Consider the following 22,891-nt stretch of genomic DNA (forward strand, 5'->3'; position numbering starts at 1 on the left):
CCCGCTCCGGTTCTACTACAAAAGTAGTAGGATTTGCGCATGGAAACGATCTCGATCGTCGGAGGCGGCATCGCCGGGCTGGCGCTCGCGGCCTGCCTGGATCAAACCCGGTTTCGGGTCACTGTCCATGAGAAGCGGCCGGAACTGCCCGCCGTCGGGACTGTGCTGGCGATGTGGCCGAACGCCCAGCGTGCCCTGGCCCGGATTGGCATCCTCGCGGAGGCGCGGGCGGCCAGCCCGGTGATCGGCAGCGGTTCCGTCCGTAACGCTGCTGGACAGCCCTGGGTCACGGTGGACGGCGGCGGGATGTTCGGCATCTCCAGGACCCATCTGCTCCGGTTGCTTGATTCGGCCGCGCCGGCAGGCGTCCGCCGCAACACCACGCACGTCCGGCGTCTTCCGGCGGAGGGCGGCCTGGTGGTCGGTGCGGACGGTGTTCACAGTGTTGTCCGCCGCGACGTGTGGGGCGAGGCCAGCAATGCCCGACTTATGCCCTACCTTGCCGTACGCGGCACGGTCCCTTCCCCCGTCACTCCCGGGGACGTTGGGGAGTACTGGGGGCGCGGCGACCTGTTTGGAATCGCGGCCGCGCCGGGCGGCACCAACTGGTACGCCAGCTGGTGCTCCGGGCTCGGCCCGACCGGGATCGACGTGGCAGAGGCGCTGGAGCAGGCACGGCAGCGTTTCGCCGCGCATGCGCCGGCGATCCGCCAGGTGCTGGCTTCTGCCGTTCCCGACTTCTCCCTTGCCCAGAGGATCTGGACCACTCCGCCGCTTCGCAGCTTCGTCCGCGGCCGCGTTGTCCTCTTTGGGGACGCGGCGCACGCAATGACCCCCAACCTGGGCCGCGGTGCTTGTGAGTCGCTCGTGGACGCGGTGACACTGGCAGACCTGCTCAACAGCCTTCCGCCAAGTCAGGCACTCGCCTTGTACAACAGGCAGCGACGGCTGCGCACCCGTGCCCTCAGCATGGGGTCGATGGCATTGATGCGGCTTGCCCTGGCAGACGCTGCCCAGCCCTTCCGGGACCACCTGCTGAACCTGGCCCGATGGCGGAACGGAAGGGCCGCCGTCGGAAGCGGCACAGCGGCCTGATCAGGGCACGGGCGCGGCTGGAAGCTTGCTGTCCTCCCCTGAGGCGGACGCGGCGGCCGGTGGCGGCTCTGCCCCGGGGGAGGCTGGAGCAACTGCAGGCAGGCGCTTCTTTCCCGCTCCTCGGCGGCCGGACCGCCCGTACACCAGGTACATGGTGATGCCGGTAATCACCATCAGGAGCACCGTGTAAACGAAGGTGTTGGCGATCCCTTCCACGCCTTCGGCGCCGTCGGTGTTGGCCTTGATGACCAGGCCCAGCGGCTGGACGAGCGGGTGTGCCAGGAAGATGGCGGTGTCGTAGTCGTCCAGCAGGCTGTTGAAGTTCAGTGCGGTGATGGCGGCGGCCGCGGGAAGCACCAGCGGCAGGAGGATCCTCCGGAACACATAGAGCGTTTTTGCCCCCATGATCGCCGCGGCTTCCTCCAGCGAGGAGTTCACCGACGCGAAGGACGCCTTGAGCATGCGCAGCGTGAAGGGGATCTTCACGGTGACGAACGCGATCAGCAGGATCACCGTGGTTCCGGTGAGAACGGCACCGCCCACCAGCGGATTCGGGTGGTCGTAGCTGATGATCAGGCCCAGGGCCAGCAGTGCCGAAGGAAGGATCCAAGGGATGTGGAGCAGGTATTCGAAAACTGAAGACACCCAGTTCCTGTACCTCTGAAGCAGCCGGGCCACGAACAGCAGGCCGCCGACGGCGATCAGGGCAGCCAGGGCACTGTACACAACACTGACAATGAAGGGCCGCAGCCCGGACTGCTCGGTCAGGACCCGGACGTAGTTGTCCAGGGTCAGGCTCCCCAGGGAGAGCTGACCGGTCTGGATGGCCGCTCCGTCGGCGAACGAGTACAGCACAATGAGCACCACCGGAAGGGTGTACACCGCAAACAGCAGATATGCCACCACATGGACGGCGGCGTTCGCCAGCGGGTTGGTGATCTGCTGCTTCTGCAGCGCCGAGGACACCTTGGACACCGAAAAGTACGTGCCGCCCTTCTCCATGCGGGTCATGACGGTAAGCATCAACACGGTAGCCAGGCCCAGGATCACAGCCAGCAGTGCGGCAAGGTCACGGGAAGTGGGGCTGTTGGTGAACGTCAGGATCATCGGGGTGATGGTCTGGAAGTCCCGGCCGCCCAGCACCTGCGGGGCGCTCAGGGCGCCAAGGCCGGTGAGGAAGGACAGGATGGTCACCGCGAACAGCGTGGGCTTGAGCATGGGAAGCACGATGCGCCGCAGGATGGTCCAGGTGGATGCACCAAGGTTCCGCGCTGCCTCGATGGTCTGATAGTCGACGCCCTTCAGCGCGTTGGCCACGAACAGCATGTGGTTGGTGGTTGTGGCAAAGGTCATGACCACCAGGACGGCAAAGAAACCGGAAAACCACGCAGGATCCATGCCCGGGAACACTTTCACCAGCAGCGAGGTGACGATTCCCTTGTCGCCGTAGATGAACTTGTACCCGGCCGCCAGCACGATGCCGCCGTAGATGAACGTGGAGGCGTAGCCCAGGAACAGGATCCGCGAACCCCGGATCCGGAAATAGTGGGTTACCAGAACTATGAAGATGCCCACCACATTGACGGTGATGGAGAGTGCCACCGCCAGCAGGAAGCTGTTGCCCAGCGCCTTCATGGCCCGCTCCGATGAAAACAGCTTTTCCGCCGCCCGTCCGGAAAAGCTGCCGTCGGGAAAGAAGGTGGCCATCAGCACGTTCACATTGGGCCAGACCAGGAAAGCGGCTATGAACCACGTGAGCACCACGCCCACCACCAGCACGAACGGGGAGCGGGCCATGCCACGGACGGACGTGCTGCTCATGGCAGGGCTACCGCAGCATCCTGCTGCCGCAGGGCAATCCCCGTTTCCGGGTGGTACTGGAGGACGTGGGCCGGCTGGAGGTAGATGGTGGTTTCGGTCCCGGCCTCGGGGTGCGCTCCGCCGTCCTCCCTCACCAGCAGGCGGATCTCCGTGCCGTAGCTTCGCACCACGTACCGGCTGTGCAGGCCGTGATAGGTGCGGGATACCACCTTGCCGGAAATCCCGACGCCGGCGCCCCCGTTGGCAGGAGCGTCCAGGGACGCCTTTTCCACCCGGAGGTAGGACTTGGCGTCCGTGCTGAGCCCGGCCCCTGAGAGCCGGTTCAGCTCTGCGACAAATTCCGGTGTAAGGGCCGAGCTGTCACCAATGAAGTTGCATACGAACTCCGTGGCGGCATGGTCGTAGATCTCCTGTGGCGTCCCGACCTGTTCCACCACGCCCTTGTTGAACACTGCCACCCGGTCGCTCATCGCCAGGGCCTCATCCTGGTCGTGCGTGACATAGACGGTGGTGATTCCGAACTCGCTCTGAAGGTCCTTGAGCTGCTGCCGGAGCTGGTGGCGGAGCTTGGCGTCCAGGTTGGACAGCGGCTCGTCCAGCAGCAGGATCTTGGGCCGCAGCACCAGTGCCCGCGCCACGGCCACGCGCTGCTGCTGCCCGCCGGACAGCTCCGCCACGTTCTTGGCCAACTGCTCGTCGCTCAGCTCCACCCGGCGGGCAATGTCCCGCACCAGGCGGTCGCTGTCGGCCGGCTTCTCCTTTCGGACCCGCAGGCCGAAGGCAATGTTCTCCCACACGCTCATGCTGGGGAAGAGGGCGTAGTTCTGGAACACCATGCCCACCTGGCGTTTGTCGCTGGGAAGCCGGGTGACATCCTTGCCGTCCACCCTGACCGTTCCCTTGGCCGGCTGGATGAAGCCGGCCAGGGTGCGCAGCGCCGTCGTCTTCCCGCATCCGGAGGGCCCCAGCAAGGTGAAGAATTCACCCGGCTGGACGTGCAGGTCCAGGTTGGGAATGGCGGTGAAATCGCCAAAGGTAACTTCGATGTTGTCCAAGCGGATCATGGCAAACCTGTCTGGTGGAGCGGCCCAAGCGGAACGGAACGGAAAGCTGCCGATAACCGGACTACGTCATGTACTCCAGTTCAATCTTTTCCACCCAGGCGCCCATGTTTTCCTGCACGAACTCCCAGTCGATGTCCTGCTGCTTGAGGTCAGCGAAGAAGTCCACCACCTCGGGGTTGGCCTGGGCCGCGGCACCTTCGTTGACCGGCATGGAATTGAACTGTTTGGCGAACTGGCCCTGAACGTCCGCGCTGCCGAACCAGTCAATGAACTTCTGGGCCTGGTCCTTCTTGTCCGTGCCCTTGACGAGGGCAATCTGTTCGACCGCGAGCGGGACACCCACGGAGGGGATCACCGTCTCAACGTTCACATTGAAGGATTTTTCGCGGTCCGCGATGATCGAGGACGGCATCTGCCCCATGTCCACCTCGCCGGAGGCAATGCGGGCAAAGAGGTCGGTCTTCGCCACCGCGGGACTGCCGTTCTGGAAGTACTGTTCCACCTGCTTCCAGCCCTCATTCGAGATGCCCAGGTCTCCGGAATCGTCCCGGTAGCGGCTGAGGATGCCGGCGAAGACGAGCTGCGCGGTGGCGGTGCCCAGGCCTGTCACGCGCTCGTAGCGCTCCTTGAACTCGTCCTTGGTCCACAGGTCCGTCCAGTCCTGCGGGGCAGCATCCTTGGAGATCTTGTCGGAGTTGTACCCCAGCAGGATGGCCTGCTTGACCAGCGGCCAGTACGTCTCGCCGTCGGCCAGTTCCTCGTCCACCTCGCCTGCCCAGGAGGGCTCATAGGGTTCCAGCACGTCCTCGGCCTTGATCTGCGAGAAGTACATGTTGTTCAGCCCGAACGCGACGTCAGCGATGGGATTGTTCTTTTCTGCAATGAGCTTGTTGGTGGCGTCTGCACCACCGGCGCCAACGATCTCGATCTTGAACCCGGCCTCGGCGGCTTTGGTTGTCACCCATTCGCCGCGGCCTTCGCCGTTGGAGTTCGTGTACACCACCAAGGTTTCGCCGGAACCGCCGGCAGGGGAGGAAGCTTCGCCGGAAACGCCCGGGGAAGGGGCACCCCCGCCGCATCCGGCAAGGAGGGTGACGGCGACGGCGGCGGCAACCAAAGTCTGCAATTTACGCACGATCAGGACTCATTTCTGCTGGAACCGGAGCATGTCCGCACAGCCTATAGCCGGGCATGCGGAATAAGGGGCTGTTATTGCTATCGATTCGATAAACAGCCCGGCTGTCCAATGTGGTCCAGTCGAGAGAACTGATGGAAGCGGCGGGGTGAACGCCGGATGAAACGTCACTCCTGGCTGACGGTCTCCGTCAGGTGGTGCGTGGGAATGCGGACCCGGTCGTAGGTGAACTCCGTGTGGCCGGAGATGTACTTGCGGCGGCACGGCCGTTGCCCCGTTGGAGAATGGCGTAGATCTCCGCTTCCTCGTCGATCCACTTCAGCAGGCTGCCGCCAAACAACGTCCCGTTCGCATTCAGGTCCGCGGCCGCTCTTACGCCATGGCGGTATGGGCGGCGCTGCGCGCGTGGATGCTTTTGGCGTAGCAGTAGGAATGCTCCAGACCAACATAAGGGCCGAAATTCGGTACCGGCTCGAACCCGGAATTCTGGTAGAAGTTCCGGCCGTCCGGCTGCGCGGAGCCGGCTTCCGCCTTGATTCGCGTGATTCCCTGCTTGAAGGCCTCCGCCTCCAGTGCCGCAAGGATGGAGCTGGCCACGCCCGAGCCGCGCGTGTAGGGGACCACATACAGCCGTTTGATCTCTGCGGTGGTCGGGTCCAGGAGTCGCAGGCCCCCGCACCCCACGGGTTGGCCCGAGCCTTTGTCATAGGCGACGATGAAGACGGCGCAGTCAGCGCTCGACGGCGGTGTGCCTGGTTCGTGGTCCGTGGTGCCGAAGCGGGCGTCAAGTTCCGCCTGCTGCGCCCGGCGCAGGTCTGCCCCGACGGGATTCGACCAGGAAACCTGGCGGATGTTCAGCCTTGGATTGGTCTGCATACGTGCCTCGTTTCGCCGGAGGGTTATGCACTAAAAAACTAGAAGCATGTGGTTACGCTGGTGTTTCTTCCGGGTAAGGGGCTGGATAACACCGAGGGCTAGCAATAAGCAGGTTACTTGGCGGTCTAGTTATCAGGCAGTCTAAACTATTCCTATGGTTTCCACAGGTAACGAAGGCTCCGGCTACTGGTACGGTCCGGACGGGCAGCTGGACTACGGCGCTGCCGTTTTGAAGTCCCTGCGCGATTACCGCTCGGCAGAAACCACCATGCGCCGTTCCACCAGGGATTCCATGGGGATGGGGGAAACCGACCTCCTGGCGCTGCGGTACCTTCTGCGGGTGCAGGCCTCGGGCAAGGCCGTGGTGCCCAAGGACCTGAGCCAGTTCCTCGGCATCACCAGCGCCTCCACTACCTCGCTGATCGACCGGCTGGTGGCGAGCGGCCACGTCCGGCGCGAGGCCCACCCGTCGGACCGCCGGTCCGTCGTGATCGTCCCCACGGTGGAATCGGACAAGGAAGTGCGCGAGACGCTGGGTGCCATGCACCGCCGGATGATGAATGTTGCGGAAAGCCTGACCGCGGAGGAGGCGCGCGTGGTAGTGGAATTCCTGAAGCGGATGACTGACGCGGTCAGCGCGCAGGACGCCGGCCATGCAAAAAGTAGCTAGTTGGACTAGCTAGCCTGGCTAGTAATACGTAAGCTTACGATCGGTCCTTTGAATGAACTGCCCGATGGAGTCGTGAGCCTGTTGATCACTTTTACCGAAGTTTTGCCGCAGCAGAGCAACGGAACACACTGCGGTATGCCCATGGAACTGGTGACTCCTGCCATCGGGGGTGGCGCGGTGGTCTACACCTTCGAACCGGAAGGACCAGGAGCGGTGGAACTGCCGCCGGTCTGGCGCTGCCAGTGCGGTTTCCAGCTTGACGCCTGGCAGCCTTCCACTTCCACCGACTGGCATGCCACGGCGGCGGCCACTCCCGTCGAGGCCGCTGCGCCGAACGCCGCATGAGCGCGCCCGCCCTGGCACCCCCGGTTCGTGGGCGCCGCGAAACGCATCCTGCCGCAGACGGCGTCCTCGCCGGACGGTTCCTGCTGCGGGAACGCCTTGGACGCGGTTCCGTTGCGGAGGTGTTCCGGGCTGTTGACATCACCGGCGGGCCGGATGTTGCGGTCAAGCTGGCAGTGGAGAACTCGGACAAGCAACACGGGCGCATCCGGAACGAAGCGGCTGTCCTGGCAGCCCTTCATCACCCGTCCATCATCAGGTTCATTGCGCAGGGCGTAATGCCGTCCGGCGGTCCGCACGGCGGACTGCCGTTCGTTGTGGAGGAGCTTGCGCTGGGAACCAGCCTTGCAGAGGCCGTCCGCAGCAACAGCAAACAACCAGGGGAGGTAGCCGGCTGGGCGGTCGGGCTGTTCGGCGCGCTCGCCCATCTGCATGGCCGTGGGCTGGTGCACCGCGACATCAAGCCCGCAAACCTGATGCTGAGCGGACTGCGGCGGAGTCCGGTGCGGATCATCGACTTCGGGATCGCCGCGGCCGCGGGGTCGGCGCCGGAACCCGGCATATCCTCCGGCACCGTGCACTACATGAGTCCAGAACAGGCATCCGGCGGGGAAAGCGAACCGTCCTGGGACGTTTACTCGATGGGGCTTGTCCTCTTGGAACTCCTGACCGGGGCCAAGGCATTTCCCGGGACCGCCATCGAGTCACTGGTGGCCCGGACGCTCCGCAGCCCCCATATTCCGGACTCGCTGCCGCCCGCCTGGCAGTCCTTCCTCCGCTCCCTGACGGCGATGGTCAGTGCAGAGCGGCCGACGGCGGCAGAGGCCGCGCGGATGGCGTTCGGGTTTCTCCCTGAACCCGCCCACGAGGCCATCAGCCCCTGCCGCAGGACGGCTGTTTTTCCTGCCCGCAGCATCCGACAGCTCGTCTAGGGGCCGGTCACGTCCCTGCCCATGGGGTCCTCCGCAGTCGGGTCTGCCAGGGCCAGCCCGCCGATCGGGCTTCCATCCCAGTGAATCAGCTTCCAGCCGGCATCGGGGTCGCCTTCGAGGGCCACGATTCCCGTGTTGGCCAGCACATGGCGGGCAGCGAATTCATGGTCGGCGTCCTCGGCACGACGGCCCGCCCAGGTTCGGATCGCGGCGCCATGGCTTACCAGCGCGGCGGTTCCATGCTTGCCCCGGAAGGCACGTTCCACTACCTGCTCGATAGCGGCATCAAAACGTTCAAAGAAGGCATGGCCGTCAGGTCCCCCCGGCATGCGCCGGCCAAGGTCGCCAGCGGCCCAGGAGATGACCGTTCCCATATACCGCTTGTGCGACTCGTGGTCCGTGAGTTTCTCCAGCGAGCCGGCCTCGATTTCATGCAGGCCATCCAGCACTTCGACGTCAAGGCTGCGCAGCCTGCCCAGCGGAGCAGCTGTGATTTGGGTCCTGATCAGCGTGGACGCGTACAGGGCACCGATTGGCTCATTGGCCAGGGACCGCGCCATGGCTTCGGCCTGCCGCTCACCAAGTTCTGTCAGTCCGGGCCCCGGATGGGCGGTATCCAGCTGGCCGAGGACGTTGCCGGGGGTCTGTCCGTGGCGGATGAGCAGCAGCTTCATGCTCTCCAGTTTCGCACCCCGGGGACCCGGCTGCGGACCCGTCAGCTGCCCCTGATAACGCGAAGGCGCCGGGCCTTTTCCAAGCCCGGCGCCGCCGTCGTAATTCTCCTGCGCCCCGCGGCGGACCTACTTGAGGTGGTCCACCAGCTGGTCCGCGATGCCCGTGTACTTGCCCGGTGTCAGCGCGAGCAGCCGTGCCTCCGCATCGGCGGAAAGGCCAAGGCTCTGCACGAACTCCCGCATTCGCGCGGCATCCACGCGCTGGCCGCGGGTAAGGTCCTTGAGCCGCTCGTAGGGGTTCTCCATGCCCTTGACGCCGGCAACGGCCTCGGCACGCATGACCATCTGGATGGCTTCGCCCAGCACTTCCCAGTTCGTGTCCAGGTCGCCGGCCAGCACGTCCTCGGCAACGTCCAGGCGCTCAAGGCCCTTGGCCACGTTGGAGATGGCCAGCAGCGAGTGCCCGAACGCGACGCCGATGTTGCGCTGGCTGGAGGAGTCCGTGAGGTCGCGCTGCCAGCGGGAAGTAACCAGTGTCGCCGCCAGGGTGTCCAGCAGGCCGTTGGAGATCTCCAGGTTCGCTTCGGCGTTCTCGAAGCGGATCGGGTTCACCTTGTGCGGCATGGTGGAGGAGCCGGTGGCCCCCGCAACCGGGATCTGCGCAAAGTAGCCGATGGAGATGTAGCTCCAGATGTCGGTGCAGACGTTGTGCAGGATGCGGTTGAAGCGGGCCACGTCGGCATACAGCTCCGCCTGCCAGTCGTGGCTTTCAATCTGGGTGGTAAGGGGGTTCCAGGTCAGTCCCAGGCCCTCTACGAAGGACCTGGAAACCTGCTGCCAGTCGGCGCCGGGAACGGAGGCAACATGCGCGGCGTAAGTGCCGGTGGCGCCGTTGATCTTGCCGAGGTACTCGGTCCTTGCGATCCGGTCCAGCTGCCGGTTCAGGCGGTGAGCGGTGACCGCGAGCTCCTTGCCCAGGGTGGTGGGCGTGGCCGGCTGCCCGTGCGTCCGGGAGAGCATGGGGACCGAGCGGTTGTCCTCCGCCATCTTGCTGATCTGGGCCACCAGGGCGCGGGCGGCGGGGAGCCACACGTCCTCCACAGCACCCTTGACGCCGAGGGCGTAGGACAGGTTGTTGATGTCCTCCGAGGTGCAGCCGAAGTGCACCATGGCCGTCAGGTTTTCGATGCCGATGGCGGGAAGGCGCCTGCCGATGTAGTACTCCACGGCCTTCACGTCGTGAACCGTCACGGCTTCGATTTCCGCGAGTTCGGCCACGGAAGCGGCATCGAATTCGGTGACGATGGCACGGAGCTGGTCCTGCTGGCCCTGGCTGAGCGCGCCGGCGCCGGGGAGCACGTTGTTACTGGTCAGGTGGATAAGCCATTCAACTTCGACAGCCACACGGTCGCGGTTCAGGGCAGCTTCGGACAGGTAATCCACCAGCGGCGCGACGGCGGACTGGTAGCGGCCGTCCAGGGGACCGAGGGCGACCTTTTCCTGTGACGCGGCGAGGGCCAGGCGTCCTGAGGGCGTACGTGTATCAGCTGTGGCGGCAGTTTCAGGCATGTGCTGATTCTTTCACGAACTCCGGTGGCCCCCGAAGCGTGCCTGCCCACGTTACTTGTCCACATAGCCGACGGCGGTGCTGGGGATGGTGCCGGGCTTTCCTTAGCGTTGGCGCATCAGTAAAGCGATGCGGGCCGGCGGGAGCTGCCCGGGATGGGGAATGGGTCATGGGGAACGTGTTGGGGGACGGCATGCCGGGAGCTGCAGACCATGTCGCCGCCGATCTCATGCCACTGGCCGGGCGGCTTGCATCCTGCGTGGCAGGAGTCGAGGAAGTCATAGCCGGACTGCGTGAGATCCAACTGCTCGACTGGCAGTCGCCGGCCGGCCAGGCTTACCGGAACACCGTCGCCCGGCAGGGTGCTGCCCTGCGCCAGGCGTCGGACTGCCTGGAGGAAGCCAGAGCCGCCGTTGCACGCCACGCCCAGGAGAGCTTCACGGCTGCCCTTGCCAAAGGCCAGCTGTAACGCACGCCGGACAATCCATGGACAACGACCGCATCCAACTGTTCGGCCCTGGCAGGGACGGACACCTGACGATCCGGGGCGGCAGCAGTGGCATCAGCGTCCAGCTCGAAGAGCTGACAGCCGGCGCGGAGAAACTGGATGCCCTTGCCGGGGACCTCGTTGCCGTGGAGCAGGAAGCGGGACGGATCCTGGACCACCTCTGCTGGGTTGACCGGCAGCCGGCGTGGTCCGGCTCCGCGCACCTTGCCGCCGTCCGGAACAGCCAATGGCGCGTCCAGGCTGCCAGGGCAGAGTTGCAACGTACCAGCAGCCAGATTCGTGCCTGCCTCCGCGACTACGAGGACGCGGAGTGGCGTGCCAACGTGGGCCGGTTCTTCGGCATCACCAGGATGGAGGAGTTCAGCAGCTCGTGGGACACCATGGCGGCAGCAGGAGTCCCGGACCGGAGAACCACGGAATCCATCATCACCGTGCTGGGACTGGCGGCTCCCGACGTCCGGGCAAGGATTGACCAGGAACCCTTCGTCCGGGACGCCCTGATGTTCCTGGTGGCAAATTACGTCCCGCGGCCTATCGCCGTACGGCCGGAAGAACCCGTCCGGGTGGAGCTGGATACGTCGCCCGCCGGCCTTCTGGAGCGGATCCGGGACGTCGATGCCCGCGGTCCCGGACACGTTGAGGTGCTGGAGGTGGAGAACGGCGGGGAGGCGACGTACGTGGTGGTCCTTCCCGGCACCCAGGCGTCAGGAAGATACGCGGGCGGTGACAACCCCTTCGACGAAGCCGGCATTCTGGAAGGAATGCTGTACGGCTCGGAGGAACTGAACCGGGCCGTCCTTGATGCTTTGGCATTGGCCGGGGCGGAACGTGGCGCGGCCGTGGTCGCGGTGGGCTACAGCCAGGGCGGAATCCATGCCATGAACCTGGCTGCCGATCCCCGCGTGCTGGAACGGTACGACGTCAAGTATGTGCTGACGGCGGGCTCCCCGGTGGCCGGAACCAGGCCCGGAGAGGAAGTCAGCGCACTGCATCTTGAGCATGAAGCAGACTGGGTGCCTGGAAGCGATGGTGAGGCCAACCCGGAAACCCGGAACCGGGTCACCGTCTCCACGTCCACGCCTGTCTCGTCCCGGGAGGATAAGGGGCTGGGCCCTGGCCACAGCTTCGATGGGTACCAGGAAGCGGCGCGCCTCGTGGCCGACAGTAACGATCCGTCCCTGGTGCACTCCACAGCGGTGCTGGCCGGGGTCCTCGGAGCCGGCGGTACGGCTACGGCCACCCGGTTCTCCCTGTCGCGCACGAAGGGCCCTGCGCAAACGCTCACCCCGCAGGACCCCCGCGCCCATGAGCGGGGACACGGCGGGCGGTAGCCCCGGCGCCGCGGCTAGCGCTTCCGTGCCCCAGGCAGCACGCCGGCCACAACCGAAACCAGCGAGATGATGATTGCGGCCAGCACAGCGGTCCAGAAGAAGGAGTCGATGGTGAACTCCACCGGTGTGTAGCTGCTGATCCAGGACGTCAGGTAGAGCATTGCCGCATTGATGATGATGGTGAACAGCCCCAGGGTCGGGATGGTGATGGGCAGGGCGAGGAACCTGACCAGCGGCCTGACGAAAGCGTTCACAATGCCAAAGATGGCGCCAATGAACAGGTAGGCCAGGACAAGCCCGACGGCGTCGGTGCCCGCCGTGACGCCGCTGTCCGCAACGGCTTCGGAAGCGGCGGAGCTGGCGATTTCCAGTCCCGGCAGAAGCCAGCTCGCCACCCACAGCGCGGCGGCGTTAATGATGATCCGAAGAATGAAGGAGCCCATTGACCCGTGCTTGCACAGAGCCTTGCACACGGGAGGGCGGGACCGAGAGAAGTAGGCTGGGTTGCATGACGTCTTCAGAGGCCCTGGCCGGCGGGATTCCGCCGCGCCCGGTGGTGGGCCGGCTGCCCCGCTATGCGGCGGGGAAGCCGCCAGTCGCCGTCGAAGGCTTGGCCAGCTACAAGCTCTCCTCCAATGAGAACCCGCTTCCGCCGCTCCCCGCCGTCGTTGAGGCCATCGCGCGCCAGCAGGACTTCAACCGCTATCCGGACCCGCTCAGCAGCCGGTTGCGGGCGGCCCTCGCCGAATTCCTGGACGTCCCGGCGGATGACATCGTCACAGGAGCCGGCAGCCTGGGCGCGCTGAACCAGGTCCTGGCCACGTTTGCGGGCCAGAATGACGACGGCAAGCCCGATGAGGTCATCTACGCGTGGCGGTCGTTCGAGGCCTATCCCATCAGCGTCGGACTGGCAGGCGCCGAGAGCGTCCGGATCCCGGTCACCGCCGATGGCCGGCACGACCTGGCAGCCATGGCCGCCGCAGTCACCGCCCGCACCAAAGTGATCCTCCTGTGCACGCCCAACAACCCCACCGGTCCTGCGCTGGCAGCAGCCGAAACTGAAGCCTTCATCCGCTCCGTGCCCTCCAACGTGGTGGTGGTCATCGATGAGGCGTACCAGGAGTTCGTCCGGGCAGCTGACGCGGTGGATGGCCTGGTGCTCTACCGCAAATACCCCAACGTGGTGGTGCTCCGCACGTTTTCCAAAGCCCATGGTTTGGCAGGGCTCCGCGTGGGCTACAGCGTGTCCAATCAGGGGCTCACGCAACACCTCAGGGTGGCCGCCACCCCGTTCGCCGTGTCGCAGATTGCAGAAAAAGCCGCAATCGTTTCGCTGCAAAATTTTCCGCAGGTTGTAGAAAGGGTACAAACGCTCGTGGATGAGCGGACCCGGGTGGAAACCGGCCTGCGGGACTTGGGCTGGGCTGTTCCCGATGCCCAGGGAAACTTCGTCTGGTTGGCCCTGGGTGCTGACAGCACACGCTTTGCAGACCTCGCCGCCGCACGGGCCCTGTCCGTCAGGGCGTTCCCAGGGGACGGGGTCAGGGTCAGCATCGGTGAGCAGGAGGCCAACACCCGGTTCCTGCAGTTGTGTGCGGACTATACAAAGCCCTCAGGTGCTTCCTAGCGCTTAACAAGTACCGCCGCGCCTACCTACTGAAGATAAAGTTAGGATCAGTAAGCCAATGTATATGCCGCAAGAGGAATGTATTCCCTCAGAGGCATATATCCCAGCGACATGCATTGCATCCGGATGCGGCAAGCAAGGAGACGGTATGGGCACACATCTGCCTTCCACCGAGTTTGACGGAACAGCGGTAGACGACCAGCGGGAAGCTGATGCGGAAGCCGTCATGGGCGAGCCCCCGGCGCAGATGGTTCAGCTGCTCGGACCTGATGGCAAGCTCGGCGCCGACCCGATCTACAGCAAGTACGCAGACAAGCTGACGCCGGACCGCATGCGCGGGCTGTACGCGGACATGGCCGCGATCCGCCGCTTCGATGTTGAGGCCACCGCCCTCCAGCGGCAGGGGCAGCTTGCCCTGTGGGTTCCGCTGACCGGACAGGAAGCAGCGCAGATCGGCTCGGGCCGGGCCAGCCAGCCGCAGGATTACATTTTCCCCACCTACCGGGAACACGGCGTCGCACTGACCAGGAACGTGGACCTCGCGGAACTGCTCCGCCAGTTCCGCGGAGTGTCCAATGGCGGCTGGAACCCGAAGGACACGAATTTCCACCTGTACACCCTGGTGCTCGCCGCCCAGACACTCCACGCGGTGGGCTACGCCATGGGCATCCAGCGGGACCAGAAGCTGGCCGCGGCGGCCGGCACGGCCGGGCAGGAACCGGACGCCGCTGTAATTGCCTACTTCGGCGACGGTGCCAGTTCCGAAGGCGACGTCCACGAATCCATGGTCTTCGCCTCCTCCTACAATGCCCCCGTGGTGTTTTTCTGCCAGAACAACCACTGGGCCATTTCAGTCCCCACCAACGTGCAGACGCGCGTTCCGCTGTCCAACCGGGCCAAGGGCTACGGCTTCCCGGGCATCCGCGTGGACGGCAACGATGTAATCGCGGTGCACGCCGTCACCGAGTGGGCCCTGGAGCACGCCCGGCAGGGCAAGGGCCCTGTCCTGATCGAGGCCTTCACCTACCGCGTTGGCGCGCACACCACCGCTGACGATCCCACCAAGTACCGCCATTCGGCTGAAGAAGACGCCTGGCGTGCCAAGGATCCGCTGCTCCGGCTGGAGAAGTACCTCCGTGCCGAGGGCCTGGCGGATGATGAATTCTTCGCCAGGGTCAAGGCCGACGGTGACGAACTCGCGGCCTATGTCCGGCGCACCACCCATGACCTGGAGACTCCGGACATCCGCTCCGCCTTTGCCAACACCTACGCTGAGGCCCACCCCCTGGTGGCCGAGGAACTGGCATGGTTCGAAGAATACGAGGCCGGGTTTGCCGGCCTGGACTCCTCCGCGGAACAGGGACAGGCAGCAGCAAAGGCGGGCCACTGATGACCACCATGACCATCGCCAAGGCGATCAACCAGGGCCTGCGTGCCACCTTGGCCGGCAATCCCAAGTCACTCCTGATGGGCGAGGACATCGGTCCCCTCGGTGGCGTGTACCGGGTGACCGACGGGCTGATCGGCGAGTTCGGCCCGGACCGGGTGGTGGATACCCCGCTGGCTGAGTCCGGCATTATCGGCACCGCCATCGGCCTGGCCCTGCGAGGCTACCGGCCGGTCTGCGAGATCCAGTTCGACGGGTTCGTCTTCCCCGGCTTCAACCAGATCACCACCCAGCTGGCCAAGATGCACGCCCGCAGCAATGGCAACCTCACGGTGCCGGTGGTCATCCGCATCCCTTACGGCGGCGGCATCGGGTCCGTGGAGCACCATTCAGAATCGCCCGAAGCGCTGTTCGCCCACACCGCAGGGCTCCGGATCATCACCCCGTCCAACCCCCACGACGCCTACTGGATGATCCAGCAGGCTGTGGACTGCCAGGACCCGGTGATCGTCTTCGAGCCCAAGCGCCGCTACTGGCTCAAGGGCGAGGTGGACACCGAAGCACCTGGCCACGCTGCCGACCCCTTCAAGGCCCATGTCCTTCGCGAAGGCACCGATGCCACCGTCGTCGCCTACGGGCCGCTGGTCCCCGTCGCCCTCGCCGCCGCCAACGCTGCCGAGGAAGACGGCCGCAGCGTGGAAGTCATCGACCTCCGCTCCATCTCGCCGCTCGACTTTGACACCGTCACCGCCTCCGTCCAGAAGACCGGCCGCCTGATCGTCGCCCACGAGGCGCCCACGTTCGGCGGAATCGGCGGCGAGATCGCGGCCCGCATCAGCGAGCGGGCCTTCCATTCGCTTGAAGCCCCCGTCATTCGCGTGGGCGGCTTCCACATGCCGTACCCCGTCGCGAAGGTGGAGGAAGACTACCTTCCGGACATCGACCGCATCCTGGAGGCGCTGGACCGCGCCCTCTCCTACTGAGGACACCATGACTCTCAACAAGTTCAACCTGCCCGACGTCGGCGAGGGCCTGACTGAGGCCGAGATCGTCTCCTGGAAGGTCAAGCCCGGCGACGCCGTTGCCATCAACGACGTCCTCTGCGAAATCGAAACGGCCAAATCCATCGTGGAACTGCCGTCCCCCTTCGCCGGGACCGTCACCGAACTGCTGGTTCCGGAAGGGGTGACCATCGACGTCGGCACGGCCATCATCAGCGTCAGCGACGAGGTGGAAGGCGATCCAACGCCCGCTGACGTGCGCGCCCCGGAAGTACCCCTGCAGCCGGTGTACGGCACGCTGCCGGTTGATGAAGAGGGCGCTAAGGACGACGCCGGCGCCCAGGACAATGCCCCGGCCGGCGGTCCGCTGGTGGGTTCCGGCCCCAAGGCCGACGCCGTCAAGCGCCGCCCGCGCAAAACGCAGCCCTCCGCCGCCGTGACCGTCAACGCCCCGGAGGTGGAACCGGTCCAGCCACGCACGGCGGCTGAGGTCGTCCAGGCCCCGCGCCCCGCCGCTGCGTCCCCGGCAGGAGCTATCGACAACCGGCCTACCCTGGGCGGCACCATCACCGGGCTGGTCAACCGTGTCCTGGCCAAGCCTCCCGTCCGCAAAATCGCGCGGGACCTGGGCATCGATCTGGCGGATGTGGTGGCCACCGGTTCCCGCGGCGAGGTGACCCGCGAGGACCTGGTGAGCTACCAGGCCCAGCGCGACGCCGAACTGGACAAAGCGGACGGATTCTGGGGCAAGGCGGGCAAGCCGCAGGACCAGCGGATTGAACGGATTCCGGTCAAGGGCGTCCGCAAGGCCACGGCCAGGGCGATGGTGGAGTCGGCCTTCTCCGCTCCCCATGTCAGCATCTTCGTGGACGTCGATGCCAGCCGGACCATGGAGTTCGTCAAGAGGCTCAAGTCGTCACGGGACTTTGAGGGCATCCGGGTTTCGCCGCTGTTGATCCTGGCCAAGGCCGTCATTTGGGCTGCCGCACGGAACCCCAGCGTGAATGCCACATGGGTGGACAACGCCGACGGCAGCGACGCCGCCGAGATCCACGTCAAGCACTACATGAACCTGGGCATCGCCGCAGCAACACCGCGCGGCCTGATGGTCCCGAACATCAAGAACGCCCAGGACCTCTCACTCAAGGAACTGGCCCTCGCGCTAAACAACCTTGCCACCACGGCACGGGCCGGCAAGACCCAGCCCGCTGAAATGCAGGGCGGCACGCTGACCATCACGAACATCGGGGCACTGGGCATCGACACGGGGACGCCCATCATCAACCCGGGCGAGGTGGCCATCGTGGCGTTCGGCACCATCAAGCAGAAGCCCTGGGTCCTTGAGGGTGAGGTCATCCCGCGCTGGATCACCACCCTTGGCGGCTCCTTCGACCACCGGGTAGTGGATGGGGACCTGTCCGCGCGCTTCATGGCCGACGTCGCGGCCATCCTGGAAGAGCCCGCGCTGCTCCTGGACTAAGGGACGTGGTTGTCAACAGCAACACCATCCGGGCGAAGAACAGGACAGCCAGGTGGCTGACCGAGGCGTTCCAGCCGCCTGTGGTGGTCAGCGTCCAGCTGCTGATCAGCCCCCTGACGGAGGACGGGTTCCCCGGGACCATGGTGTATGGGGCGCTGGCAGCCCTGTTCGTCTGCGTGCTCCCGCTGATCCTGCTGCTGGTCCTGGTGCGGCTTGGAAAGGTCACCGACCACCACGTCAGTGACAGGAAGCAGCGTGCGCCGGTCCTGCTCATGGCGCTGGCTTCGATCCTGGCCGGGCTGCTGGTCCTGGAGGCGGCCGGGGCGCCGCGGAGTGTTGTTGCCATGGTCCTCGCCGTTGTGGGCGGGGTGGTGGTCCTGGCCGCTGTAAGCCCGTTCTGGAAGATGAGCGGCCATGCCGCCGCCATCTCCTGCTCCACCGTTATCGCCGTCCTGATGCTGGGGCCGGCGTGGGCGCCGCTGCTGCTCCTGGTGCCGGCGGTCGGCTGGTCACGCGTGGTGCTTCGCGCCCACACCGTTGCTCAGGTGGTGGCAGGCTCACTATTCGGCGGGATGGTGATGGCGGGCATCTGGTGGATGCTTCAGGGCCTGATGGCGCCGTAGGACATCGTGGTGAACATCTCGAGGGCGGCCGGATCGGCGGTGTTCCCCAGGGCCACAGCCGCTGCCGTCAGCAGCACACCCATCGTGGCCGCTATTCCGGCCCACGCCGTCAGCAGCTTCCAGTCCTCGCGCAGCACGCTGCCCACGGTTGCGGGAAGCTGCAGGTCCGGCGCGATGAGGTTCGGCGCGCTGTCAACGCTGCCGTCATCCAGCAGCGCCACAACGGTGCCGTTGCTGCGGTCAACCCGCATGGAGCAGATGTGGTTTCCGTGGCGGGCCAGGAGGATGTCGTGACCTACGAGCTGGCGGCGCTGGAGAGTGATCAATGGTGCCCCTTGATAGTGGTGTCTGCCGTTGTCCGCACCGTTGGGGCCTGATCCAATTTTATCTTTGCGCTCAGGGCTTAAATGGCGTATAGGGCGTGAGAACGGACACCCCCCGGGGCGACGTTGGCCACCAGGGGGAGTGTCCGCGGTAACTCCTAGTCGGCGTCGTAAGTGTTGGCGATGTAGACGTCGCAGGGCGCGTTGTGGGCCACGCTGTTCGCCACACTGCCCAGGACCCGGCCGATGCCCTGCATCCTGCGGTTTCCCACTACGATGATGCGGGCCTCCATCCTGATGGCCTCCTTGATCAAGGCGTCAGCGGGCCGCCCGCGGGCAGCCGAGTACGTTACCTTCCCGCCGCCCCCCAGTGATTCAGCCACTGTCCGCGCCACGTGCTCGGCAGCATCGGCGTCTGAGACGATCCACTGGTCGCTGCCGCTGCCAAACACCTCTGTCCTGTCACTGTCGAAGGCGGTAACGACGTGGAGTGAGGCATCCAGGGCCAAGGCCAGGTCCCGGGCAGACTCTGCCGCCTTCTTTGCGGTTCCGCTGCCGTCGACTCCCACAACGATGATTCCGCTCATATGTTTGCTCCTTTGCTTGGTTCCGCGGCACTGGTGAGGCCAACGCTACAGCGCGGCGATGGCTTCCTGAAGCACCGGGGCCAGCCGGCGCACTCCCTCGGTAATTGCTTCGGGGGGCACGGCGCTAAAGGCGAGGCGCAGCTTGTTGGACGGATCGTCCGACGGCGTGAAGGCGGCGCCGGGGATAAAGACCACGCCCGCGTCAATCGCCTTGTGCAGCAGCGGGTAGGTGTCCAGTCCTTCCGGCAGCGTCACCCAGACAAAGAAGCCGCCCTCCGGGCTGGTCCATGTTGTCCCCGCGGGCATGAACTCCTTCAACGCGGCCAGCATCGCCTGGCAACGGTCGGCGTACAGGCTCCGGTAGGTCTGGATCTGGCCCTGCCAGTCGTATTCGCGGAGATAGGCGGAGACGAGCATCTGGTTCAGGGTTGGCGGGCACAGCGTGACGGATTCGGCGGCAAGGTAGTACCGGCGCTGCAGGTGCTCCGGCACCAGGGCCCAGCCGATGCGCAGGCCGGGAGCGAAGATCTTGGAGAACGAACCCATGTAGATGACGTCGTCTGGGTTCCCCGCGCGCAGCGGTGGCAGGGGCTCGCCGCTGTAGCGCAGCAGGCCGTACGGGTTATCCTCGAGGATCAAAATATTCGCGTTGCGGCATATGTCGACCACCTGCTGTCGGCGTTCCTTGGCGAGGGTGATTCCGGAAGGGTTGTTGAAGTTGGGGATGGTGTAGAGGAATTTGATGCTCTTGCCGGACAGCTGGAGCGCCGCGATCTTCGCCTCCAGCAGCTCCAGGACCAGGCCGGATTCGTCCATGTCCACTGTTTCCACCTGGACCTGGTACGACTCGAACGTGTTGAGCGCTCCCACATAGGTGGGATCTTCCACCAGCACCACGTCACCTGGATTGCAGAAGACTTTGGTGGCCACATCCTGGGCTGACTGGGAACCGGCGGTGATCACCACGTTCTCCGGCAGGGCACCCAGGATTCCTTCGGCGGCCATCACCTCGCAGATTTGTGTCCGCAGCTCCAGGGTCCCCTGGCCGGTCCCGTACTGCAGCGCGGTCAGGCCGTCCTCTGCAATGATCCGGGCCGTTGTGGCCGCGAGCCGGTCCAAGGGCAGGGACTGCAGGTAAGGGCTTCCGCCGGCAAGGGAGACCAGGCCCGGGCGCATGGAGATGTCAAAGACGTCGCGCACCGCCGACTGCCGGATATTCGCGGCCCGGTCCGAGAACAGTTCCTCGTGCCGGTGGGCGGACGTGGCGGCCCGTTCGATTGCATCTATTGCTTCCGCTGGCAGCGTCCCTGCTGCGTCGATTGTTTCGTGGCTCACACGGACAGGATACAGCTGAAGGTTGCCTGAAAAGCAACACCTGTTGCGCCAACGTGCCCTGCCGGCTAATCCTGGCGCAACACTTCAGCGAGGGGTTGTCCGTTCACGTAGACCTCTGCCCTGATGGCGCCGGCGGCGGCCACCGCGGTCTGGGTCAACTGGGCCTCCACGCGCGGGATGTCACACGCGCCGCCGAGGCTGAGCGTGCCAGCCAGGTAGACCGTGACAGTGGTCCCGTCAAAGCTCCCGGACAGGAAAGTCAGGTCGGAGCCGTCCAAGGCGTTGTAAACGTCCCAGACCTCGATCGGGTCCAGTGGAATGTCACCGCCCCCTGCCCCTTCGAGCAGGGCGTTCATCGCAGCAGTCAGCAGGGGCTCGGTCCCTGGCGCGGCCCGGGACAGTCCCACCAGGCTGTCGTTGCAGCCGAAACGCACGCCGCTGCTGCCGCCGTCATCAAGGAGAACGTAGTAGGCGGTCAGCATTCGCGGTGCCGCCGGGATTACCGGGGGACTCGAAGCAGTGGGGGAGGGGGTCTGTGTTGCCGGCGTTGCCCGTGGTTTCCCCGCTTCCGGGACGGACATGCCTTGAGGTGGCGCCATCGCCGGCGGGCCGGTGGGTGGCCGGCTTGGGGTTGGGGCGAGGGTGGGTTCGGGCGGCATGGCGGGAGTGCCGGCCGGGGCTGGCTCCTGCGGCTGTGGCGCAGGAGCGGTGGGGGCGGGAGGCGGCGCAGGGCTGCTGACGGAACCGCTGCCTGGGTTGGGGGAAGCGGCGGAGGGCGTCTGCGGAGCCGGGTCCACGCAGGAGGCAAGGAGCAGCGGAAGGGCGAGGGCTGCCGCCGCCCAGCGCTTCCTTGCGAGGCGCCTCCCGGCGCTCTGCTCTGCTGCCATGACCGCACCGCGATTCCGTTCCGGTACTTTTTCGTGGATCAATGCTACGGCTGGCTCTTCCGGGCGCGTATGTCCGGGAGGTACCGGTTGGGACAAGAGTTGGTCACGGTGCCGGCACGCGGCAACGCCCGGTCCGCTGGCGGGCGGACCGGGCGTTGCGGGGCATTTCAAGCCTTAGGCTGCAGGTGCGGCAGCAGCAAGGGCATCGAACACGCCCTTGATCTGCTCAACAACCTCGGCGTCGTCCTTGGGGTGGACTTCGGCGAACCGGACCATCGAGCCGGGGACGGCCAGCTTCACGTCCTCGAGGACCTGGGCGCCGGCAATCCCGGCGGCCTTGCGGGCCTCGTCCTGGGCCCAGACGCCGCCATACTGGCCGAACGCCGTGCCGACGACGGCCGTGGGCTTGCCGGCCAGGGCGCCGGCGCCGAAGGGGCGGGACAGCCAGTCAATGGCGTTCTTCAGGGCTGCGGGCACGGTGCCGTTGTGCTCGGGGGTCACCAGGAGGACGGTGTCGGCTTCGCTGGCTGCGGAACGGAGGGCGGCGGCAGCGGCGGGAACCTTGCCTTCAACGTCGATGTCCTCGTTGTAAAAGGGGATATTGCCCAGGCTTTCGTGGATGACGACGTCCACCTGCTCGGGGGCGTTGAGCTGGATTGCCTCCGCCAGTTTCTGGTTCGTGGATTCGGCACGCAGGCTGCCGACGAGAGTCAGTACTTTGCTCTTGGTCATAAGAACTCCTTGTCTTGGTGGCAGCGGGGAGCCGCTTGCCGGTTTTCGCTCAGGCTGGTCATGCCTTCCACCAGACTAAACGGACCGTGGTCCGGTTCTATTCCCGGGCGCTAGAATGACGCTGTGAGCCTGATCCCACTGCGGCCGGGAATGCCGGCGACGGCAGCTGAACGGAGTGACGCCGCCCGCAACCGGGAGCGGCTGCTGGTGGCCGCCCGGGAAATCATCCGGGAGGGCGGCGCCCAAGGGCTCACCATGGACCGTCTGGCCGAGCGCGCCGGAGTGGGCAAGGGCACTGTATTCCGCCGTTTCGGCAGCCGGGCAGGCCTCCTGCTGACATTGCTGGACGATTCTGAAGCGGCGTTCCAGGAGCGCTTCCTGTTTGGCCCGCCGCCTTTGGGGCCGGGCGCGCCCGGCCTGGAGCGGCTGGTTGCCTTCGGTGCCGCTCGGATCGCCTACGTGGTGGAGTTCGGCGACCTTGTGCTCGCGGCGGAGAACGCCTCCCGCAGCAGCCGTTTTGAGGTGCCCGCAGCGGCGCTGTGGCACCGGCATATCGAAGTGCTGCTCCGGGAAGAAGGCTTCACCTCCGACCCCTGGCTGATGGCGGGCTCCCTGGGTGCCGCCCTGGACCCCGGGCGGCTCCTCAACCTGGTCCGCGTCCACGGGATCACCGCTGACAGGCTGGCCGCGTCGTGGCGGGATCTTGTCACACGGGTGGTCAAAGGCGCATAGATTACGCGGGCAGAAGCCCCAGCGTCCAGTCAAATCAACTTCACAGAATTGTTCATAACAATCTGATACGCCCGGGTAGTTTTCCCCGCGTCCGCCCCCATTTCCGCTGATGGCCTGTGGTAGTTTCCTCTGGAATGTGACCCGCGACATAGTCCGCCAGGA

The 22,891-nt window shown here is 65.7% G+C and carries 24 protein-coding genes; 12 read left to right on the plus strand and 12 right to left on the minus strand.

Going from position 1 to position 22,891, the window contains the following annotated elements; translation table 11 throughout:
* Positions 1–39: 39 nt before the first annotated feature.
* Positions 40–1,095, plus strand: coding sequence for an FAD-dependent monooxygenase (locus tag AC5RUO_RS13045; RefSeq protein ID WP_494103745.1), 1,056 nt, complete (start codon positions 40–42; stop codon positions 1,093–1,095).
* Here the strand turns inward: AC5RUO_RS13045 and AC5RUO_RS13050 are convergent, their stop codons facing one another.
* The 4 genes from AC5RUO_RS13050 to AC5RUO_RS13065 all read right to left on the minus strand — a co-directional run bounded on the left by AC5RUO_RS13050 (position 1,096) and on the right by AC5RUO_RS13065 (position 5,991).
* Positions 1,096–2,916: an ABC transporter permease gene (locus AC5RUO_RS13050; protein ID WP_494011503.1), complete on the minus strand. Its 1,821-nt coding sequence runs from the start codon at positions 2,914–2,916 to the stop codon at positions 1,096–1,098.
* Positions 2,913–3,980 carry an ABC transporter ATP-binding protein gene (locus AC5RUO_RS13055; RefSeq protein ID WP_494011504.1) on the minus strand — a complete coding sequence of 356 codons (1,068 nt, stop codon included), beginning with the start codon at positions 3,978–3,980 and terminating at the stop codon, positions 2,913–2,915. The genes AC5RUO_RS13050 and AC5RUO_RS13055 overlap by 4 nt, the downstream gene beginning before the upstream one ends.
* A 61-nt stretch (positions 3,981–4,041) precedes the next feature.
* Entirely contained in the window at positions 4,042–5,115 is a 1,074-nt protein-coding gene (locus tag AC5RUO_RS13060; protein WP_494103746.1) for an extracellular solute-binding protein, read from the minus strand.
* A 372-nt stretch (positions 5,116–5,487) separates the two neighbouring features.
* Positions 5,488–5,991 carry a GNAT family N-acetyltransferase gene (locus tag AC5RUO_RS13065; RefSeq protein WP_494011506.1) on the minus strand — a complete coding sequence of 168 codons (504 nt, stop codon included), beginning with the start codon at positions 5,989–5,991 and terminating at the stop codon, positions 5,488–5,490.
* Positions 5,992–6,145: 154 nt separating this feature from the next.
* On the opposite strand from AC5RUO_RS13065, the gene AC5RUO_RS13070 reads away from it, so the two are divergent.
* The 3 genes from AC5RUO_RS13070 to AC5RUO_RS13080 all read left to right on the plus strand — a co-directional run bounded on the left by AC5RUO_RS13070 (position 6,146) and on the right by AC5RUO_RS13080 (position 7,935).
* A complete protein-coding gene (locus AC5RUO_RS13070) occupies positions 6,146–6,661 on the plus strand; it encodes a MarR family winged helix-turn-helix transcriptional regulator (protein ID WP_494011507.1) in 516 nt (171 codons plus the stop codon).
* A 135-nt stretch (positions 6,662–6,796) separates the two neighbouring features.
* Complete coding sequence (locus tag AC5RUO_RS13075) at positions 6,797–7,006, plus strand: hypothetical protein (RefSeq protein WP_494011508.1); 210 nt, start codon at positions 6,797–6,799, stop codon at positions 7,004–7,006.
* Positions 7,003–7,935: a serine/threonine-protein kinase gene (locus tag AC5RUO_RS13080; RefSeq protein WP_494103747.1), complete on the plus strand. Its 933-nt coding sequence runs from the start codon at positions 7,003–7,005 to the stop codon at positions 7,933–7,935. The genes AC5RUO_RS13075 and AC5RUO_RS13080 overlap by 4 nt, the downstream gene beginning before the upstream one ends.
* Here the strand turns inward: AC5RUO_RS13080 and AC5RUO_RS13085 are convergent.
* Both AC5RUO_RS13085 and purB read right to left on the minus strand, forming a co-directional pair.
* A complete protein-coding gene (locus tag AC5RUO_RS13085) occupies positions 7,932–8,609 on the minus strand; it encodes a histidine phosphatase family protein (protein ID WP_494011510.1) in 678 nt (225 codons plus the stop codon). The genes AC5RUO_RS13080 and AC5RUO_RS13085 overlap by 4 nt on opposite strands.
* 126 nt (positions 8,610–8,735) lie before the next feature.
* On the minus strand, positions 8,736–10,178 hold the full coding sequence (purB, locus tag AC5RUO_RS13090; protein ID WP_494011511.1) for an adenylosuccinate lyase: 1,443 nt from the start codon (positions 10,176–10,178) through the stop codon (positions 8,736–8,738).
* Positions 10,179–10,345: 167 nt separating this feature from the next.
* Here purB and AC5RUO_RS13095 point away from each other — a divergent pair, with 167 nt between their 5' ends.
* Both AC5RUO_RS13095 and AC5RUO_RS13100 read left to right on the plus strand, forming a co-directional pair.
* Positions 10,346–10,645, plus strand: coding sequence for a hypothetical protein (locus AC5RUO_RS13095; protein WP_494011512.1), 300 nt, complete (start codon positions 10,346–10,348; stop codon positions 10,643–10,645).
* A 17-nt stretch (positions 10,646–10,662) separates the two neighbouring features.
* Entirely contained in the window at positions 10,663–12,015 is a 1,353-nt protein-coding gene (locus AC5RUO_RS13100) for a hypothetical protein (protein WP_494103748.1), read from the plus strand.
* A 14-nt stretch (positions 12,016–12,029) separates the two neighbouring features.
* Here AC5RUO_RS13100 and AC5RUO_RS13105 read toward each other — a convergent pair whose 3' ends face one another.
* Positions 12,030–12,458, minus strand: a complete 429-nt coding sequence (locus AC5RUO_RS13105; protein ID WP_494103749.1) for a phage holin family protein — start codon at positions 12,456–12,458, stop codon at positions 12,030–12,032.
* A 65-nt stretch (positions 12,459–12,523) separates the two neighbouring features.
* On the opposite strand from AC5RUO_RS13105, the gene AC5RUO_RS13110 reads away from it, so the two are divergent.
* From AC5RUO_RS13110 to AC5RUO_RS13130, 5 genes are all read left to right on the plus strand, one after another.
* On the plus strand, positions 12,524–13,642 hold the full coding sequence (locus AC5RUO_RS13110; RefSeq protein ID WP_494103750.1) for a histidinol-phosphate transaminase: 1,119 nt from the start codon (positions 12,524–12,526) through the stop codon (positions 13,640–13,642).
* Between the two features lie 148 nt (positions 13,643–13,790).
* The gene (gene pdhA / locus AC5RUO_RS13115) at positions 13,791–15,032 is read left to right on the plus strand and encodes a pyruvate dehydrogenase (acetyl-transferring) E1 component subunit alpha (RefSeq protein ID WP_494103751.1); all 1,242 of its coding nucleotides are present in this window, start codon (positions 13,791–13,793) and stop codon (positions 15,030–15,032) included.
* Positions 15,032–16,012, plus strand: a complete 981-nt coding sequence (locus tag AC5RUO_RS13120) for an alpha-ketoacid dehydrogenase subunit beta (RefSeq protein ID WP_494011517.1) — start codon at positions 15,032–15,034, stop codon at positions 16,010–16,012. Before pdhA ends, AC5RUO_RS13120 begins: the two co-directional genes overlap by 1 nt.
* Before the next feature lie 7 nt (positions 16,013–16,019).
* Positions 16,020–17,510: a dihydrolipoamide acetyltransferase family protein gene (locus AC5RUO_RS13125; RefSeq protein ID WP_494103752.1), complete on the plus strand. Its 1,491-nt coding sequence runs from the start codon at positions 16,020–16,022 to the stop codon at positions 17,508–17,510.
* A 5-nt stretch (positions 17,511–17,515) separates the two neighbouring features.
* Positions 17,516–18,133, plus strand: coding sequence for a phosphatase PAP2 family protein (locus AC5RUO_RS13130; RefSeq protein ID WP_494011519.1), 618 nt, complete (start codon positions 17,516–17,518; stop codon positions 18,131–18,133).
* On the opposite strand, the gene AC5RUO_RS13135 is transcribed toward AC5RUO_RS13130, so the two are convergent.
* From AC5RUO_RS13135 to AC5RUO_RS13155, 5 genes are all read right to left on the minus strand, one after another.
* Positions 18,112–18,459, minus strand: coding sequence for a hypothetical protein (locus AC5RUO_RS13135; RefSeq protein ID WP_494011520.1), 348 nt, complete (start codon positions 18,457–18,459; stop codon positions 18,112–18,114). The genes AC5RUO_RS13130 and AC5RUO_RS13135 overlap by 22 nt on opposite strands.
* Positions 18,460–18,614: 155 nt before the next feature.
* Positions 18,615–19,043, minus strand: a complete 429-nt coding sequence (locus AC5RUO_RS13140) for a universal stress protein (protein WP_009357938.1) — start codon at positions 19,041–19,043, stop codon at positions 18,615–18,617.
* Positions 19,044–19,088: 45 nt separating this feature from the next.
* Positions 19,089–20,378: an aminotransferase-like domain-containing protein gene (locus AC5RUO_RS13145; protein ID WP_494103753.1), complete on the minus strand. Its 1,290-nt coding sequence runs from the start codon at positions 20,376–20,378 to the stop codon at positions 19,089–19,091.
* A 65-nt stretch (positions 20,379–20,443) separates the two neighbouring features.
* Positions 20,444–21,265, minus strand: coding sequence for a GerMN domain-containing protein (locus AC5RUO_RS13150; protein ID WP_494103754.1), 822 nt, complete (start codon positions 21,263–21,265; stop codon positions 20,444–20,446).
* A gap of 174 nt (positions 21,266–21,439) precedes the next feature.
* A complete protein-coding gene (locus tag AC5RUO_RS13155; RefSeq protein ID WP_133350496.1) occupies positions 21,440–21,997 on the minus strand; it encodes an NAD(P)H-dependent oxidoreductase in 558 nt (185 codons plus the stop codon).
* Between the two features lie 123 nt (positions 21,998–22,120).
* Here AC5RUO_RS13155 and AC5RUO_RS13160 point away from each other — a divergent pair, with 123 nt between their 5' ends.
* Complete coding sequence (locus AC5RUO_RS13160; protein WP_494011523.1) at positions 22,121–22,729, plus strand: TetR/AcrR family transcriptional regulator; 609 nt, start codon at positions 22,121–22,123, stop codon at positions 22,727–22,729.
* Positions 22,730–22,891: the final 162 nt, after the last annotated feature.

It is taken from the genome of Arthrobacter sp. Y3221087 (assembly GCF_059089905.1).